This window comes from Streptomyces sp. XY431 (assembly GCF_001279805.1).
Classification (GTDB): Bacteria; Actinomycetota; Actinomycetes; order Streptomycetales; family Streptomycetaceae; genus Kitasatospora; species Kitasatospora purpeofusca.
In genome coordinates this window covers 22,540-37,232 of record NZ_LGDO01000508.1, presented here as the reverse complement: position 1 = coordinate 37,232, position 14,693 = coordinate 22,540, and the positions used below count along the sequence as shown (strand labels likewise).

The window sequence follows — 14,693 nt, the reverse complement described above, 5'->3', positions numbered from 1 at the left end:
ATGCCCTGGCGCAGTGCCAGCGGCAGGCCCTGCTCGACGGCCGGCTGCGCCTGGGCGACCGGGGCCGGGGCGGGCTGCTGCGCGGCAGCCGCGGCGGCGAGCGGGTTGTGCACGGGGACGGCGATCACCTTGCCGTCGACCAGGGCGGGGACCAGGGCCGGAGTGGTGGGGGAGGGCTGGAGCGGGACGGCGACGACCAGGCCGTCCAGCGAGGCGGGCACGAAGCCCTCCTGCAACAGGTAGGCGTTGAGATCGACCGCCGTGTCCGCGCGGGGAGTGGTGACGGGGTTGGTGTAGATGCTGTCCACGGGGTGCTCCAAGGGGAGGGCGAGGGCCGGTCGGGGAAGGGCCTGGGGGGCGCCGCGGCGCCTTCTGGGGCCGCCGGACCGGCCCGGTGGCTGGGCAGGGTCCGGCGGCCCCCGGAGAGGCCGGGAGCAGTGCGGCTGCTGCTCGGCAGACGGTCGTGCCCGCCGCTCCGAGTGGGGTGGCGGGCACGGTCGGGGCCGACGGCAGTCAGCCGTTGATGCGGGTGGTGCGGCCGGCGGCGATGATCTGGCGGATGAGGCGGGCCGTCCCGGGGGACTGCTTGCCGGTGCGGGACCGGCCGATCAGGTACGCGGCCTCGTCCAGGACGACCACGTCGGCGCGGGCCGGGCCGGGCGGCAGCTCGCATCGCCGGGGCGCGGCGGGCAGCGCCCTGCGCGGGCGCAGCTCCATCAGCGCCCGGTGGGCGGCGAGCGAAGTGACGGCGTCCTCGGCGGTGCCCGTGAAGGGCTGGAACCGCATGCGCGGGTCGTGGGAGGCCTCGGCGATGAGCAGGTCGACGGTGCTGACCTGGCCGGAGATACGCAGGCGAGCGGGGCGGCTGGGGTTCACAGGGGGATGTCCTTCCCGGGAGTGTGGCGGGTCAGGAGACGGCGTTGCTGAGCGCGGTGACCAGGTTGGTGAGCAGCTGGTTGATGGCCGGGCCGGCGCCGGTGGAGGAGAGCGTGAAGCCGAACAGCACGAGGGCCAGGGCGGGCCAGAAGCCGACCGCGCGGCCCCGGTAGAGGACGACGGTGATGATGCCGAAGAGGACGGCGAGGGAGACGGTGACGGCCACGGTTGGCTCCTGGCGGGTCGTTGGCGGGTTGGGCGGACGGGCGGGCCGGGTGTGGTGTTTGCTGGTCCGGCCTGGTGGTACGTCAGGTTCGGGCTGCGCCCCGCACCACTGGGGTGCGGGGCCGGGAGAAGAGGGGGCTTGTAGTGGCGCACGTGCACTACGCCTGCTGGAACTGCGATGCGGACAACCGCGTACACGGCGAGGGCTGCGACTGCTGCGACGTCGTGGAGGTCCCCGAGTCCTGGTTCTGCTGGAACTGCGACGCGGAGAACTTCTGCGACTGACCGCTGGTCAGCCGCGCAGACCGGTGAGCGCGTTGCGGACGCCGCCGAGGCTGACCTTGCGGCCGCCGTCGGCGTTGACGGCGGCGAGGACCTCCAGGTCGTCCAGGTCCTCGCCCTCGCTGCTCTCCAGCACCGCCAGCACGCGGTCGGTGAGGTTGAGCCGGGAGGCGGCCCGCGGCTCGGGAACGGAGACGGGAATGACGGGGACCGGCGCGCTGCGCGCACCCCGACCGCCCCCGCCCCGGTTCCCGCCACCGCTGCGGCCCCGGCCGCCCGCGCCGCCGGCTTCGGGTTCCTCCTTCTCCGGGCACGCGGCCTGGTATGCCTCCATGCCGTCGAGCTTCCCGACGTAGGCCTCGCCCGCGTCCTCCCAGGACTCCTTCTCCAGCACGGCGTGCGGGCCGTCGCCGTACAGGGCGAGCATCTCGGGGTCCAGGCCCTCGGTAGGCACCGCGGAGCCGACCTTGAAGAACCGCATGCGGGCGGTGGGGTGCAGGCCGGAGAGGTGGTAGCCGCTGCCCTGGGTGCCGGGCCGGTCCTCGTCCGCCTCGGTGTCGTCGAACTGCGACACGAGCTCGACGGCGCCCGCGTACTTGGGGATCGCGGCGAGCTTCTGCCCGGCCGGGAGCAGGCCGTCGGAGACCAGCTGCCGCATCAGGTTCGAGGTCCAGCGCAGCAGGATGACCTCGCCCTCCTTGAGCATGGAGCGCAGGGTGTCGGAGCCGCCGAGCTCCTCGAGGTGGCCGGCCTGCGCGAACAGCGCGATGCCCATGCCCAGGGAGCGGCCGGTGCGGCCGATGTCCTTGATGTAGAACGTCGCCTCGTCCCGGTAGGGGGCGCCCTTCTCCAGCAGCCGGTTCGCCTCGTCCACCACCTGGTACATCAGCGGGTCCGGGCGGTTCATCAGGAACTTCGAGCGGCCCGCCGCGGCGTAGCGGATCTCGCGGGCCTTCATGACGTTCCAGTAGGTCCGCAGCTGCGCGATGGAGCCCTCTTGCGTGTAGACCGCCCAGTCGCAGTTGCCGCGCGCCTCGGGGGCGGACTGGCCGCCCTTGAGGTCGGCGTAGAACACGCCGACCCCGGAGCGCTTCATCGCGGCGAGGATGATCTGCCCGCCGGTGGACTTCCCGGCGCCGGTGGTCCCGAACAGCAGCATGCGCTGCGCCGAGCCGGCCTTGGGGTCGTACAGGCGCAGCCGGGTGCGGCGCCCGTTGTGGTGCAGGCCGACCCAGATGCGGCCGGTGGAGTCCATGACCAGGTACTCGGGGTCGGGCAGGACCACGTCGGCGAGCGGGTCCTCGGGGTAGATGGTGACCAGGCCCCGGCTGCCGTGGGTCTCGACGGCGAGGCGGGCGGGGTCCTTGATGTCCATCGCGTCGGCGAGGCGGGCCATGTCGTAGCCGATGACGTCGCCGGGCGGGGCCTGGACAGTCAGCTCGTAGATGAGCCCCATGTCAGTGCAGTTCTTTCGTGTCGGTGTCGATGATGCGCACGCCGGTGATGACCGTGCCGGGCATGCCCTTGGGGGCGATGTTCTTCACCCAGTGCGCGTAGGGGTCGAGGGCGACCTGGTCGGCGGTGCCGATGTGCAGGCGCCGCACCCCGGCGCCGCGGCCGGCCACCTTCTCGACGCTGATCTCCTCCTCGTCCCAGTCCAGGAGCGCGGACAGCGCGGTGATGGAGATCGTGGGGACCGGCGTGCCGGGCACCGCGGCGCGGATCAGGGCGGTCAGCGCCTTCTCGCCGGCGCGCTCGACGTCGGTCAGCACGGTGGAGGGGGCGACGCCGCCCTCGACGGCGACCCGCTGCGCCCACCAGATCGACATCGGGTGGGTGGAGCCGGCCGGGACGAGGGCTGCGGCCTGCTGTTCCTGGACCTGCTGGACGGCTTCGGGGGTGAGGGAGCGCTCGCGGCCGGCCAGGACGCGGGCCATGCGGGCCGGGCGGACCTTCCAGGTGGCCACCGCCCATGCGGCGTCCAGCGCGAGCTCCCACCAGTGCAGGCCGTGGACCAGGCGCTCGGTGACGAGCAGTCCGGCCGCGCTGACGGGGGAGACGAGGTAGAGGGCGGTGGCGGCGTCGCGGATGCGGCCGCTCGGAAGGGTCGCCGACCAGATCAGCCCCCAGGCGGTGGCGACCCCGGCGCCGCTGAGCGTGACGACGAAGGGCAGGGGGTCGGTGGTGAGCGCGCCGGCCGCGAGTCCCGCCGTGGTGGCGAGGGTGGCAGTGCGGCCGACGTAGCCGCGGGCGACGGCGATGCGCCCGCGCAGCGGGCCGAGGGACATCATCGGAAGGCTCTCCTTCGCGGGTGCCGCCGGGAAAGCGGCGGGGCGGGGGTGCGAAGGGGCGGCCGGCACCGGCCCGTCGGGGGCGGCACCGGCCGCCCCCGGGGTGGGTCAGCGGTTGGCGTAGAACTCGCGGTCGGCCAGCTCGCCCTCCTTGGCGGCGATCACGTCGTCGACCGGCCCGTAGTCGGCCTCGTGCGCGTCGGCGGTCTGCTGGAAGAGGGTGGAGAGCTCGGCGGTGGCGGCGGCCATGGCCTCGGCCTCCTCCAGGACGGAGAGCATCACCGCGGCGGCGTCGCGGTGCTCGGCGACGGTGTCCCGGTCGACGTTCATCCCGGCGGCCTGGTCCGCGAGGCGCTGCACCGACTTGGCGCAGCCCTCGACGTACTCGTAGGTGCCGGTGACCTGCTCGGACAGGTAGGCCAGGCGCACCGCGGCGATGGCGAGCTGGCCGACGACGACGCCGTAGCTGACGGCGTCGGCGATCACCTCGCCGGCGGCGGCGAGGACCCCGCCGGTGGAGACCTCCAGATCGGCGCCGCCGGCGGGCCGGTCGGTGGGGGCCTGGTGGACGGCGGCCGGGGCGCTGCTGGTGATGGGCGCGAGATCGGTGTCGGACATCGGCTCTCCCCTCCTACTTCTCGTGGTAGTCGCGCTCGGCGGGCGCGGCGTGGCCCATGTCGCGCGTGATGTCGGCGACCGGCTTGTCACGGCGGGCCGCGTTCGTGCCGGCCTGGGCGATGGCCTCGGCGGCGGCCGGGATCGCCTCGGCGACCGCGTCGGCCTTCGCCTTGACCTCCTCGGTCCTCTCGATCAGGGAGGCGACCATGGACTCCAGGACGCCCGGCACCTTCAGGTCGACGACCTTGGCGTGCAGGGCCTCCAGGCGGCCGAGCAGCTTCTCGCAGCCCTCGGCGGCCAGGCGCGCGTCGTCGGCGCCCTGCAGGATCTCCTCCGCCATGTCGCTGTCCGCGTCGATGACGTCGTGGATCGTCAGGTCCGAGTCACCGGCGTACTGCGTGCCGGAGCCCGTTCTGGGCACGGGGATGGTCACGGGTCGTCCTCCAACGGGTGATGCCGGCGGCATCGGGGTCGGTCGGGTGGTTCCGGGCCGCGTGTGCGGGCCGTTGTACGGAGCGCGCGGCAGCGCGGCCCGGCCCCGGCCGATCGCGGGCGCGGCCCGGTCGGGGTCGGGCCGGTCGTAGCGGCGCACCTTGATGTCCGGGCTGTGGACCCAGCCGGGCGGCGGACCGAATCCGTCCGTACTCGCCCCGGTGGCCCGGCCCGTGGGACCGGTGCCGCGGCTGCCGGTTCGGTCGGCCCGCCGCGAGCGGCGGGCGTTCGCCCGTTCCGCACGCTCACGGGCCTTGCGCGCCTTGCGTTCCTGGCGCTTGCGGGCCTTGCGGGCCTTGCGTTCCTGCTGTTCCCGGCGCTTTCGCGCCCGGAGGTCCTGCGGGCTGCCGGGGGCGGTGGTGCCGGGCCTGCGCAGCCGCCAGGGCCGCGCCCCGCTCTCCCCGCCCGGGGTGAACGTCCGCCGGGTGCGTCGGCCGCTGCGGGCGCCGGCCGTCGATCCGGTGCCCGCCGTCCCGGTCCCGGTTCCGGTCGATCCGGGCCGCACGGCGAGCTCGGTGCTCGGCATCGTCGGCTTCGGCGTGTCCGTCGTGCCGTCCTTCGCCGTGTCCTTGGGCTTCTTGCCGTTCAGGATCCGGTCCACCGCCCGCTTGCGGACCGCGCCGCGGATGGTGGTCGGGGTGGCGCCGCCACCGGTGTGGGCACCGGTGGGCTTCCAGTTGCCGGTGGTGATCCGGTCGGCAGCGCGCCGGCGGGCGGCCCCGCGGATCGTGTCCGGCCCGGCCGGGGTCCGCTCGGGCTTGCCCGGCCGGCCGCCCGGACCCTTCGGGTCGGCGCCCGGCTGCTTGTCCTTGGAGCCGTTCACGATCCGGTCGGCGGCGCGCTGGCGGGCCGCTCCGCGGATCGTGTCCGGCCCGGCCGGGGTCCGCCCCGGGCGCTGCTGACCGCCGTTCAGAGGTCCATTCCGAGAGCCGTTTTGGGCCCCGGAATTCCCCTCCTGGCGGCCCTTGCGGCCGGAGTCCTCCAGGGCCTTCCTGCGCGACTCCTGCACCCGCCCGGGCCCGGTGCTGCCCGGCGCGCCCGAGCGGCTGTCCTGCCCGCCTCCACGGCCCGTCTCGGGCTTCTTCGGCTGCGGGCCGCCAGGCCCCGTGTGCCCGGTGGAACGGAACGTCGAGGGCACCTGGCTATTCGCCCGACCCGAATTCGGGGAGGAATTCGGGCCGGAGCCGCGGGAGGTCCGACCGAATTCCGGAGCGGACTGAACGCGGCCGCGCTGCTGCGCCGCCAGGGCGGCCGACCGGGCCTTTTCGAGTTCCGTATTTGCCTTTCCCGTGACCGCGTTCTGCTGATCCCTCACGGCCTTGAAGTGCTCCGCGCGGGCCTTCAGGTAGCCGACCGCGTGATAGGCGCCGCGCAGAGCGGCGACCGTAATCCCGGCCATCATCACGGTGGACATCGAGGCGACCCCGGCCAAGGAGCCGGACCCGGCGGCCGGGGCGGCCTCCATTCCGTGGACGGTGGTTTCCGAACTCCCGCCGAGTTCGGGCCCCTCGGGAACCGAAAGGGACGCGGGCGGGGCGAATTCGGTGGTCAGCGGCGCGAGGGTCGGCAGGCCGTCGCCGGAGCCGTCCTCGCCCACGACCCCGGGCAGGGTCAGGCCGGGGAAGCCGAGCACGGTCCCCGTGGTGTCGTCGGCCATCCGGCCGCCTCCAATCGTTCGTCACTGTGCGTCACCGATCCGGGGTCTCTCGCGTGCGCGCACTGTGCGCGCACGTGGAGACCCCGGATGACGGCATCGCGGCGGATTCGGTGAGCGCGAAGAGTCACCCCGCCTCGGCCCGTCAGGAGCCGGCCCGGGCCTGGGTCCACGCGGTGAGCATCCGGACCAGATCCGCCCAGGCCGTCTCGTCCCGGCCGGCCATCGTGCGGGCCAGGTCCCACAGCGCCTGCGCGCGGTCGGGATTCGTCGCGGTCGCCGCGATGCGCTGATTCCAGTGGGCAGCCTGCCCGGGTGTGAGCGGCACGGATTCACGCCTCCTTCAGGAAATCCAGGAAAGTCGCCGCGGGCTTTTCCTGCGCATTTCCGTCACCATTTCCGTTCTGGTCGGCGGAGAATCCGGCGCCGATTCCGTGCAGATTCGCCGCCGTGTTCACCGCCTGCATCCCCTGTCCGTTCTTGACTCCGGCCTTGTGGGCCTTGTGGAGCGCCTTGGCGGTCGCGCGCTTCTCGCGCTTGACCGGGAGCTCGACGTACAGCCGATTGAAGGTGGTGTCGATCCTTCCGGCCTCGTTCACGGCCGCCCGCAGGTGCTTTTCCAGGGCCGCCATCGGCCGGGTCGCGCGAAATGCACGGACCCTCGCCTCCAGCGGCTTGTCGCCGTCGATGTGAATGTCCTCCAGGGCCGAGCGGTACTCGCTCAGCAGGCCCTGGACCTCGTTGGCCATCCGCCGCAGCCGCTCGCGCTGCTGGGCGGCGTACAGGCTGGTGCCCTGCGGCCTGAGCAGGTGCTCCGACGTCCATCCGCTCTTGTTGATCTGGGACATGCCGTCCTCCAGGTGGTGGTTGTCGACCCGGGCTCCGGCCGGACGGCCGGGTCGCTACGGTGGTGCTCGGTGCCGTCGGCACCTTCGGCAGCCACCAGGGCGCTTCCTTCGCCCTGGTGGCCACCGGAGAAGCCGGCTTCCCGTCACGCCGCCTCGTCGACGGCCTGGTCGTCCTGCTTGGTCTCCTCGGAGACCGGCATCTCGTCCTCCAAGGCGGAGGAGATGACCTCGAGCGCGAAGTCCTCGTCCGCGAGCCGCTTCTTCGCGGTACGCACGCGATCTCCGACCCACGTCTCGCCCTTGCCGTAGCGCTCGCCGATCGCCTGCTGGTCGATCTCCGAGCCCTCCAGCATCAGTCGCGCGACCTCCCGCTCGGCCTGCTCGCGAAGCTGCGAGCGCACTTCGCGAGGAACCGTCCCGCCGTTCTGCGAGACGATTTCCGAGGGAACCCGCGAAGTCGCGGACCGGGAAGTGCGAGCAGTCTGCGAGGCGAGGCGGTGCTGCCTCGCCGCGGCCCGCTCCTCCGCCTTGCGGCGCTTGTCCTCGGCCTCGGCGGCCTCCTTGGCCCGGCGCTCCTGCTCGGCCGCCTGCTGCTGCCTGACCTGCTCCTCCGCCAGCATGACCTTGGCCTTCGCCTCGCCCTCGGCCTTGATCCGCAGCGCCTCTCGCTCGGCTTCCGAGCGCGCCCGGGCCTCCTCGTTCTCCCGCTCGAAACGCAGCCGCTCCGCCTCGATTTCCTGCTCGCGGCGCACCCGGGCCTCCTCGTTCTCCCGCTCGGCACGCAGCCGCTCGGCCTCGCGAAGCGCCCTCGCGTTCTCCAGCTCCCGCTCCTCGCGGAGCCGCTCGATCTCCGCCTCGCGTTCGGCGCGCGCCTTCTCGGCTTCCCGCTGCGCCCTCGCGTTCTCCAGCCCGGCCTGCTCGCGAAGCCGCTCGGTTTCCGCGGCCGCGGCGATGCGGGCGATCTGCGCGGCCTCGCGGGCCCGCTCGCTTTCCAGGTGCTGCTCGTGCTCGCGCTCCTCGCGAAGGCGGCGGTCCTCGCGTTCGGCCCGCTCGGCTTCCTGGCGCTCGCGCTCCGCGCGCTCGTTCTCCTCGCGGGTACGGCGCTCGCGCTCCGCCTTCACGGCCTGCTGCTGGTCCTCGAAGGCCTGCACGGTGCCACGCAATTCGCCGAGCCGGCGGGCGAGGTACTTGCGGTAGCCGGAGGACGCCTCGGCCATCGTGATGAGCAGGAACGGCGCCACGCTGTGGAGCAGCAGGCCACCGGCGTCCGGGTGCTCGGGGATCAGGGTGAACTTCCCGTCCGGGTAGAGGGAGGTCCAGGAGTTCATCAGCCAGGTGGATACGCCGGCGAACCAGCGCAGCAGGAACGGCCAGGTGCCGGCCCGCTCGTCGCCGCCCTGCTCGGCGAGGACGCCGTCGACGTACAGGACGGTGATCAGGGCCAGGGAGGCCATCGGGTCGAGCATCCAGGCGATCCAGCCCGGGATGTCGTGCTTCATCGCGAAGATCGTGACGTTCGCGCAGGTGAAGATCAGCGCGCCGGCGCCGATCGACATCAGCGAACGGGTGATCAGCTCGCCGAGCTTCCTGAGCTTGGCAAGGGCGGCCTTCGCGGCCTCGTACTCCTGGCGGGTCACCACGTGCACCGCACCGGCAGGCGCCGCGGCCTGGGCGGCGGCGCCGGGGGCGGGGTTGCGGGCAGCCGGCAGCGGGTGGACCGGCTTGTCGACGGTGATGGTCACCTCGTCTCCTTTCTTTTATGTACGGCCGCGGGGAACGCGGCGCGCGGGCGGGTCAGCGGCGGTGGAGCCAGCCGACGCGGGTGGCGCTGCCGTCGGTGTCGATGACCTGCTGGACGTAGTCGACGACCTCCTGGCCGCGCGCGTCGCGGCCCCGGCTGGTCAGGGCGGCGGCGAGGGTGCCGGTGCGGAACGTGGCGGCGGCCTCCCGGTCTCCGGTGGCGGCCTGCGCCTTGATGTCGCGGGTGAACTCGGCGTGGTCCTTGAGCTCGGTGACGGTGTCGGTGACGGCGCTGAGCAGACGTTCGAACATGAGCGGCTCCCTTCTGGTCGGTCCCGCCGGGATCCGGTGGGCGGTGCGTCGGGCACCGTCGAACGCCGCCGCCCCGCGCCCGGTGATTCGGGGCGGGGCGGCGGCGAACGACAACCGACCGACGGTCAGGTGGTGGCGCCGGCCTTCTCGGCGGCGGTCCCGGCCGGGATCGCCCGGCAGACGGCGGCGTGCTCGTTGGCCCGGCGGCGCATGTCGGCCAGGTCGTGGCTCGTGTAGGAGGAGCTGTCGTCCCCGCAGGTGACGCACTTCCAGGCGTAGTCGTGGCCGTGGACCGTCTTGTCCTGGCAGTGGGACCAGTAGGTACGCGGCTCCCCGGTCACCACCGTGGTCCCGCCGCCGACGGTGCGGAACCGGAGCATCGTGTGCTCCGGCAGCTCCGGCTCGGCCGGCTGGCCGGTGCGGGCCTGCTCCAACGCGGCGCGCAGGTCGGTGATCGTCCGGTCGCGGTCGGCGATCCGTGCGCTCGCGTCCTTTAGCAGGAGCCGCGTCACGGCCTCGCTGGCCTTCGCCTCAGCGACGAGGGCCTGTCCCGATTCGGCCGGTGTCGCCTCGAGGCCGGCGCGCGCGGCCGCCAGCTCCGGGCCGCAGCCGTGGTGCTCCTCCCGGAGCTCCTTGAGCTGGCGGGCGGTGTCGGTGAGGGCGGTGTCGGCCTGGTCGGCGCGCTGGCGCAGCGCGCCGAGGCGGGCGGTGGTGGTGATGGTCAGCACGGTGGGTCTCCCTTGGTGGGGTCGGGCGCGGGTGGAGGCGGTGCGCGGGGCGCCGTGCGCCGCCGTCCCGCGCCCGGGGGTCCGGGGCGGGGCGGCGGCGGACGACAGCCGACCGGCGTGGTGGTCAGGCCTGGTGGTCGCCGGTCAGGTTCGCGACCTGGCGCAGGTGTTCGCGCTGGCGCTCGACCGCGTTGAAGACCTGCTGGTTGAGCGGGGTACGGCCCCAGCTGTCGTAGTCGCAGTGGGAGCCGAACTCCCAGGCGGTGTCGAGGCCGGCCTTCTCGGCGGCCTCGCGCTGGGACAGGTTGCTGTGGTTGTGGGCGACGTGGACGTCGACGACGGTCCGGGCCTTGCGGTCCCAGGCCGCGGATGCCGTCAGGACCGTCTCCTGGGTGGCGACCAGCCGGGAGACGGTCGACCGCCAGTGGGTGTCGGCGGTGGAGTGCAGGGAGGCGAAAATCAGGTCCATCTCCTGCTGGGCCTGGGTGTAGGCGGTCCACAGCTCGGGGGCGCCGGTGCTCACGATCTTCAGCTCACGGACGTACCGGGCGTCGAGCCACAGCCTGCGGGCGTCCTCGTACTCGGCGGCCAGGGCCTCGCGGGCGGCACGGGTGAGGGACTCGTCCCGCCACACCTCAGTCGGCAGGGCCGGTTCCTTCTCGACGCCCGTGAACGGCTTGAAGGTGAAGACGAGGTCGTTGCCCCCGGCCCTCTCGGCGCCCCGGTAGTTCTGGTGGTGACGGCCTTCGAGCTGCTGGGCGATCTGGGTGAAGTCGGTGAAGCTGATCAGGAACACGGTGTCCTCCGTCGGAGTGCGAGGTGGCGGGATGGGCGGGGCGCTGGTGCCGGGGCCGAGGCCGGGTCAGATCAGGTCGAGGGGGATGCTGGTGACCCCGTCCGCGGTCGTGGCGGCGACGCTCTCGACGTACGTGGCGCCGTCGCCGTGGAAGTGCACCCCGCCGGTGCGCAAGTCGTTGTACTGCGGGCCGGGCCCGATGTTGATCGGGCCGGACGCGGTGCCGATCTGGACGACCGGCCCGTTCGTGGTCGAGTCGGTGACGGTGTTGCGGGTCTCGTGCCGGGTCATAGGTTTTGCCTCCTCGTGGCGTGGCGCGGCGCCGGCGGGCACCGTCGAACACCCCCGCATCCGGTGGTCCGGGGGCGGGGGCGAACGACGGCAACCGACGGTCAGACCGGCGGGGCCAGGAGGGCGAGGCGCTGGAGCGCGGCGACGGTCTCCGGGTGGGCGGCCTCGTGCAGGACGTGCCGCTGCTCCAGGAGCGCGCCACTGGTGGCCGCCCGGTCCAGGACCGGGTCGGCCCAGCGCGCGACGTCGCGGGCGTCGAGCTCGTCCATCCAGGCCGCGTACTCGGCCTGGTCCGCCTCCTCGTAGTCGCGGTGCATCTGCTCCAGCCCGGCCTGCCAGGCGTCGTACTCCTCGGACGTCATCACGATCGGGTCCTTCCTGATGGGGCGCCGCCGGACCGGCCGGCGGCGCAAGCAGATGGTCAGGGGAGGGGCTACTGCCCGGTGGCCGGGGCCTCGGCCACCGGGTAGCCGAGCAGGGCGGGGTCGACGCCGTCCCGGATCGCGGCCGCATCCGCACGCAGCCCCGCTGCCTCGTCGGCCAGCAGCGTGGCGGCCGCCCTCGCCCGCGACCGAACGGTGGGCGGGGCGTCCGGGTCGGCGGCGGCCGTGCGGCTGTCGACGGCGCCGGCCTCCGCGTTGACGGCAGCGAACTCGAGGTCGTCGGCCAGCGCCGAGCGGGCCTCGTCGATCCGCGACGAACTCACTTCTGGGCTCCAGCCTTCTCCGTCTGGGCCCGCTGATGCATCTCACGTGCCCGACGCAGAAGCTCGTCCATCTGCTGCTGCGTCCACGCCTTGTCCTCCGGGCTGCTCACCGGCCGCTGCCCTTCGAGGTGATCGGCGGGTTGGGGTCGGAGGGCTTCTTGCCGTCGCCGCTGCTGCCGCCGAAGGCGCGGAGGGCGAGGACGGTGGTGCCGCTCACTTGGTGCCTCCCTGCTGCTGGCGGAGCTGCTCTGCGAGCTGACGGGCCCGTTCAGCGGCCTCGGCGGCCTGCCGGGCGGCCTCCATGCGGCGGGCGACCTCGGCGTCGCCCAGGTGCTGGCTGCTCATCGGGGTCACCCGGCCAGGGGGAGCGCGCGCAGGAGCCCGTCGAACGCGCAGCTGCTCGTCGCGGGGTGGAGGGGGCGGGCCGGGGCCGGCGTCACGTCGATGGTGTCGGCGAGGACGTCGAGGTCGACCGGGGCGGCGACCCGGCGGGCGGGGTGGGCGAGGCCGGCGGGGAGCTCGCGGCGCCGGTCGCGGATCCGGGCGACGGCCCGGTCGAGGACCGCGAGGAGCGCGTCGAGGCCGCGGAGGTGGTCGGGGAGGCCGTGCTCGGCGACGTGGAGCCACACGTCCTGGACGGCGTCCTCGTCGTGCTCGGCACCGGCCGGGCCGAGCTCGGCGAGGCGCTCGCCCGCGGCCGCGAGGAGCCGGCACGAGTAGCGGGTGTACAGGTCGTCGAGGGTGCCGGCGGTGACCGGCGTGGAGTCGACGGGGAATGCCAGAATGGTCGTCACGGTCGTGTTCCTCTCGTCTTCTACGGGTTGGTGGTGCGCGACCGACGACGGCCCCCGGGGGCGCAATCCCCGAGGGCCGTCACTTACGATCTGACTGCACGAGCAGCCACGGCCGCCGCCCACCCGCAGATCGCGGGCAGGCGGCGGCCGTGGTCGTTCGTACTAGCGGTGAGTCAGGCGGCGGCGCGCTTGCGCACCGGGCTCGTTGCGAGCACCTCGTCCGCGGTGGGCGTCTGAGCGATCGCCCGGGCCCCGACCGGCAGGGCCAGCGGGACGATCGGACCGCGCGCGCCGTGCAGCGGGATGCGGCGCCGCGCGTCCGTGACGTACACGGGCAGCAGGACCTCGGCCCACTGCTCGGCGCGCTCCGCCGCGGTCGGCTCGGGGAGGGCCGGGCGGGGCTGCGCGATGTGGAGGATCGCCTGGGGCTTCGGGGCCTTGACCTTCTTCAACACCGTGGTCGCCGTCCGCGCGGCGGTCTCCGCAACGCCCTCCTCGATCTGCGCGGCCCACTGCTCGGGGGTGACGTCCTTCTCGACGCGCTGGGCGCTGGCCGGGCAGTACGTCGTCTCGTCGTCCAGGAAGTGCGGCTGGATCTTGCTGCGGTTGATGCGGCGCCAGACCGAGCAGTCGGGGCAGACCAGGGAGGACGGCAGGCCGGGGGTCATCTCGATCTGGTGGGGGCGGAGGGTGCTGAGCCGGAGGGCCGGCCGAGAGTTGCTGCGCATCGCGGTCTCCCGAGAAGTCGGAGTGGCGGGGGCTGCTGTGGTCTCCACACCTCACGACCGACGTGTCGTCCGCGAGGCCTGGGCAGCACAGCTGCTGGGCTGCTCCCCTGTGCAGGCCCCCGGGTCTGGTCTTCACCTTCAGCCGGCGCAGGGTAGGAGCTATGAAGTTCTCAGCAGTGACAGCATTGCCATAGCTCCTCACGGAGCGTTATAGCTATCGCTATCGCCTAGTAGAGCGGACCGATGGCGCACTGTCAATACCGATAGCTATATGTCGCTGGCGACGTTGTGTCGGACGCTCGGCGTCTGATAGAGCTATCGCTAGACTTGGTCCGTCCAGCCTTAGAAAGGGGTGACCGCCGTGGCTGCCTCGTATCGTGAGATCGCCGCTGACCTGCGCCAGAAGATCGCCGAGGGGCACTACCGGCCCGGCGACAAGCTCCCGATGCTGACTGAACTCCAGGAGCAATACGGCGCCGGCTACCAAACCGTCCGGAGCGCCATCGCACTGCTGGAGCAGGAGGGCCTGGTAGTCGCGATCAGACGCCGTGGCACGATCGTCCGCGAGCGCCCCGAGAAGATGCGTGTCACCCGATCCCGCGAAGTCTTCCGGGACGAGATCGGCTACTACTTCGACCCCACCGCCCAGCCGTGGAAGGCGCTCCAGGCCCCAACGATCAACTGGGGTGTCGTCCCGATCGACCTGGCTGGACTCATGGACCTGGAGCCGGGAGCCGAAGTCCTGGTGCGGGACCGAGTGATGGGAAATCCCGATACGGCAACGCCCATGCAGTTGGCAACCAGTTTCCTGCCGGGCGACGTAGCCCGGGGCACCCAACTGGCTGAGGCCGACACGGGGCCGGGCGGTATCTACGACAGGCTGGAAGAGATGGGCCACGGTCCGCTCGAGTGGAGCGAGACCGTCTCCGCGCGCATGCCGTCGCCCGAAGAGGCGGAAGCACTGGGCCTGCCGACGGATGTTGGGGTTCCACTGCTGCGCGTGCTGCGGGTCACCACCTCGTCGGCCGGGCGGGTCGTCGAAGTCAACGACACGCGCATGAGCAGCGAGCTTTTCGAAATCGGCTACTCGATCAGTCGGCACCCGAGCGCCCACGCTGCCCATGACGGCAATGCCGGGGACGGCCACTGATGCTCACCTCCATATCCCTCTGCCGTTCTCGAGGTACATCACAGCGGCTGGAGATCTGACGAGGAATCACAGCTGCGTCATCAGCTCCATCAACAACGTCGTACATACGTATTCACATCTGCGTACACACGGGTTTTCGCTGGTCAGCCCTAGGCTGCCGGG

General features: G+C 72.8%; 21 protein-coding genes. 2 read left to right on the top strand and 19 right to left on the bottom strand.

Annotated features, from left to right (window positions below; all coding sequences use genetic code 11):
* The 3 genes from ADK60_RS37460 to ADK60_RS45385 all read right to left on the bottom strand — a co-directional run.
* Positions 1-308, bottom strand: a 308-nt coding sequence (locus ADK60_RS37460; protein ID WP_502687478.1) for a hypothetical protein, incomplete at its 3' end; no start/stop codon positions are given.
* A gap of 205 nt (positions 309-513) precedes the next feature.
* Positions 514-876, bottom strand: coding sequence for a hypothetical protein (locus ADK60_RS37455; RefSeq protein ID WP_053651276.1), 363 nt, complete (start codon positions 874-876; stop codon positions 514-516).
* A gap of 31 nt (positions 877-907) precedes the next feature.
* On the bottom strand, positions 908-1,102 hold the full coding sequence (locus ADK60_RS45385; protein ID WP_053651275.1) for a hypothetical protein: 195 nt from the start codon (positions 1,100-1,102) through the stop codon (positions 908-910).
* Between the two features lie 143 nt (positions 1,103-1,245).
* Here ADK60_RS45385 and ADK60_RS45380 point away from each other — a divergent pair, with 143 nt between their 5' ends.
* The gene (locus tag ADK60_RS45380) at positions 1,246-1,386 is read left to right on the top strand and encodes a hypothetical protein (protein WP_159400738.1); all 141 of its coding nucleotides are present in this window, start codon (positions 1,246-1,248) and stop codon (positions 1,384-1,386) included.
* Between the two features lie 7 nt (positions 1,387-1,393).
* Here the strand turns inward: ADK60_RS45380 and ADK60_RS37445 are convergent, their stop codons facing one another.
* From ADK60_RS37445 to ADK60_RS37375, 16 genes are all read right to left on the bottom strand, one after another.
* Positions 1,394-2,839 carry an ATP-binding protein gene (locus ADK60_RS37445; RefSeq protein ID WP_079009025.1) on the bottom strand — a complete coding sequence of 482 codons (1,446 nt, stop codon included), beginning with the start codon at positions 2,837-2,839 and terminating at the stop codon, positions 1,394-1,396.
* Position 2,840: 1 nt separating this feature from the next.
* Positions 2,841-3,674, bottom strand: a complete 834-nt coding sequence (locus ADK60_RS37440; protein ID WP_053651274.1) for a hypothetical protein — start codon at positions 3,672-3,674, stop codon at positions 2,841-2,843.
* A gap of 108 nt (positions 3,675-3,782) precedes the next feature.
* Positions 3,783-4,292 (bottom strand): hypothetical protein, encoded by a 510-nt coding sequence (locus ADK60_RS37435; protein WP_053651273.1) that lies wholly within the window; start codon positions 4,290-4,292, stop codon positions 3,783-3,785.
* 13 nt (positions 4,293-4,305) lie between these two features.
* Positions 4,306-6,441 (bottom strand): hypothetical protein, encoded by a 2,136-nt coding sequence (locus tag ADK60_RS37430; RefSeq protein WP_053651272.1) that lies wholly within the window; start codon positions 6,439-6,441, stop codon positions 4,306-4,308.
* Positions 6,442-6,583: 142 nt separating this feature from the next.
* Positions 6,584-6,766: a hypothetical protein gene (locus ADK60_RS44215; protein ID WP_053651271.1), complete on the bottom strand. Its 183-nt coding sequence runs from the start codon at positions 6,764-6,766 to the stop codon at positions 6,584-6,586.
* A gap of 4 nt (positions 6,767-6,770) precedes the next feature.
* The gene (locus ADK60_RS37420; RefSeq protein WP_053651270.1) at positions 6,771-7,286 is read right to left on the bottom strand and encodes a hypothetical protein; all 516 of its coding nucleotides are present in this window, start codon (positions 7,284-7,286) and stop codon (positions 6,771-6,773) included.
* Positions 7,287-7,429: 143 nt separating this feature from the next.
* Entirely contained in the window at positions 7,430-9,028 is a 1,599-nt protein-coding gene (locus ADK60_RS37415) for a coiled-coil domain-containing protein (protein WP_053651269.1), read from the bottom strand.
* A gap of 52 nt (positions 9,029-9,080) precedes the next feature.
* A complete protein-coding gene (locus tag ADK60_RS37410) occupies positions 9,081-9,338 on the bottom strand; it encodes a hypothetical protein (RefSeq protein ID WP_053651268.1) in 258 nt (85 codons plus the stop codon).
* Between the two features lie 125 nt (positions 9,339-9,463).
* Positions 9,464-10,066, bottom strand: a complete 603-nt coding sequence (locus ADK60_RS37405; protein WP_053651267.1) for a hypothetical protein — start codon at positions 10,064-10,066, stop codon at positions 9,464-9,466.
* 124 nt (positions 10,067-10,190) lie between these two features.
* Positions 10,191-10,862 (bottom strand): hypothetical protein, encoded by a 672-nt coding sequence (locus tag ADK60_RS37400; RefSeq protein WP_053651266.1) that lies wholly within the window; start codon positions 10,860-10,862, stop codon positions 10,191-10,193.
* Between the two features lie 66 nt (positions 10,863-10,928).
* Positions 10,929-11,153 carry a hypothetical protein gene (locus ADK60_RS37395; RefSeq protein ID WP_053651265.1) on the bottom strand — a complete coding sequence of 75 codons (225 nt, stop codon included), beginning with the start codon at positions 11,151-11,153 and terminating at the stop codon, positions 10,929-10,931.
* A 101-nt stretch (positions 11,154-11,254) separates the two neighbouring features.
* A complete protein-coding gene (locus ADK60_RS37390) occupies positions 11,255-11,515 on the bottom strand; it encodes a hypothetical protein (protein ID WP_053651264.1) in 261 nt (86 codons plus the stop codon).
* A 71-nt stretch (positions 11,516-11,586) separates the two neighbouring features.
* Positions 11,587-11,859, bottom strand: a complete 273-nt coding sequence (locus ADK60_RS37385; protein ID WP_053651263.1) for a hypothetical protein — start codon at positions 11,857-11,859, stop codon at positions 11,587-11,589.
* Positions 11,860-12,072: 213 nt separating this feature from the next.
* Positions 12,073-12,204, bottom strand: coding sequence for a hypothetical protein (locus ADK60_RS47950; protein WP_286185325.1), 132 nt, complete (start codon positions 12,202-12,204; stop codon positions 12,073-12,075).
* 5 nt (positions 12,205-12,209) lie between these two features.
* Positions 12,210-12,653, bottom strand: coding sequence for a hypothetical protein (locus ADK60_RS37380; protein WP_053651262.1), 444 nt, complete (start codon positions 12,651-12,653; stop codon positions 12,210-12,212).
* Between the two features lie 173 nt (positions 12,654-12,826).
* Positions 12,827-13,381, bottom strand: a complete 555-nt coding sequence (locus tag ADK60_RS37375) for a hypothetical protein (protein WP_053651261.1) — start codon at positions 13,379-13,381, stop codon at positions 12,827-12,829.
* Between the two features lie 352 nt (positions 13,382-13,733).
* On the opposite strand from ADK60_RS37375, the gene ADK60_RS37370 reads away from it, so the two are divergent.
* The gene (locus tag ADK60_RS37370) at positions 13,734-14,531 is read left to right on the top strand and encodes a GntR family transcriptional regulator (RefSeq protein ID WP_234371456.1); all 798 of its coding nucleotides are present in this window, start codon (positions 13,734-13,736) and stop codon (positions 14,529-14,531) included.
* The last annotated feature ends 162 nt before the right edge of the window (positions 14,532-14,693 follow it).

Bases quoted from the DNA above. Each gene is read 5' to 3' on its own strand.
- ADK60_RS37440 (WP_053651274.1), bottom strand. From the start codon at position 3,674: ATGATGTCCCTCGGCCCGCTGCGCGGGCGCATCGCCGTCGCCCGCGGC.
- ADK60_RS37435 (WP_053651273.1), bottom strand. From the start codon at position 4,292: ATGTCCGACACCGATCTCGCGCCCATCACCAGCAGCGCCCCGGCCGCC.
- ADK60_RS37445 (WP_079009025.1), bottom strand. From the start codon at position 2,839: ATGGGGCTCATCTACGAGCTGACTGTCCAGGCCCCGCCCGGCGACGTC.
- ADK60_RS37390 (WP_053651264.1), bottom strand. From the start codon at position 11,515: ATGACGTCCGAGGAGTACGACGCCTGGCAGGCCGGGCTGGAGCAGATG.
- ADK60_RS37420 (WP_053651270.1), bottom strand. From the start codon at position 7,286: ATGTCCCAGATCAACAAGAGCGGATGGACGTCGGAGCACCTGCTCAGG.
- ADK60_RS37430 (WP_053651272.1), bottom strand. From the start codon at position 6,441: ATGGCCGACGACACCACGGGGACCGTGCTCGGCTTCCCCGGCCTGACC.
- ADK60_RS37410 (WP_053651268.1), bottom strand. From the start codon at position 9,338: ATGTTCGAACGTCTGCTCAGCGCCGTCACCGACACCGTCACCGAGCTC.
- ADK60_RS47950 (WP_286185325.1), bottom strand. From the start codon at position 12,204: ATGAGCAGCCAGCACCTGGGCGACGCCGAGGTCGCCCGCCGCATGGAG.
- ADK60_RS37375 (WP_053651261.1), bottom strand. From the start codon at position 13,381: ATGCGCAGCAACTCTCGGCCGGCCCTCCGGCTCAGCACCCTCCGCCCC.
- ADK60_RS37395 (WP_053651265.1), bottom strand. From the start codon at position 11,153: ATGACCCGGCACGAGACCCGCAACACCGTCACCGACTCGACCACGAAC.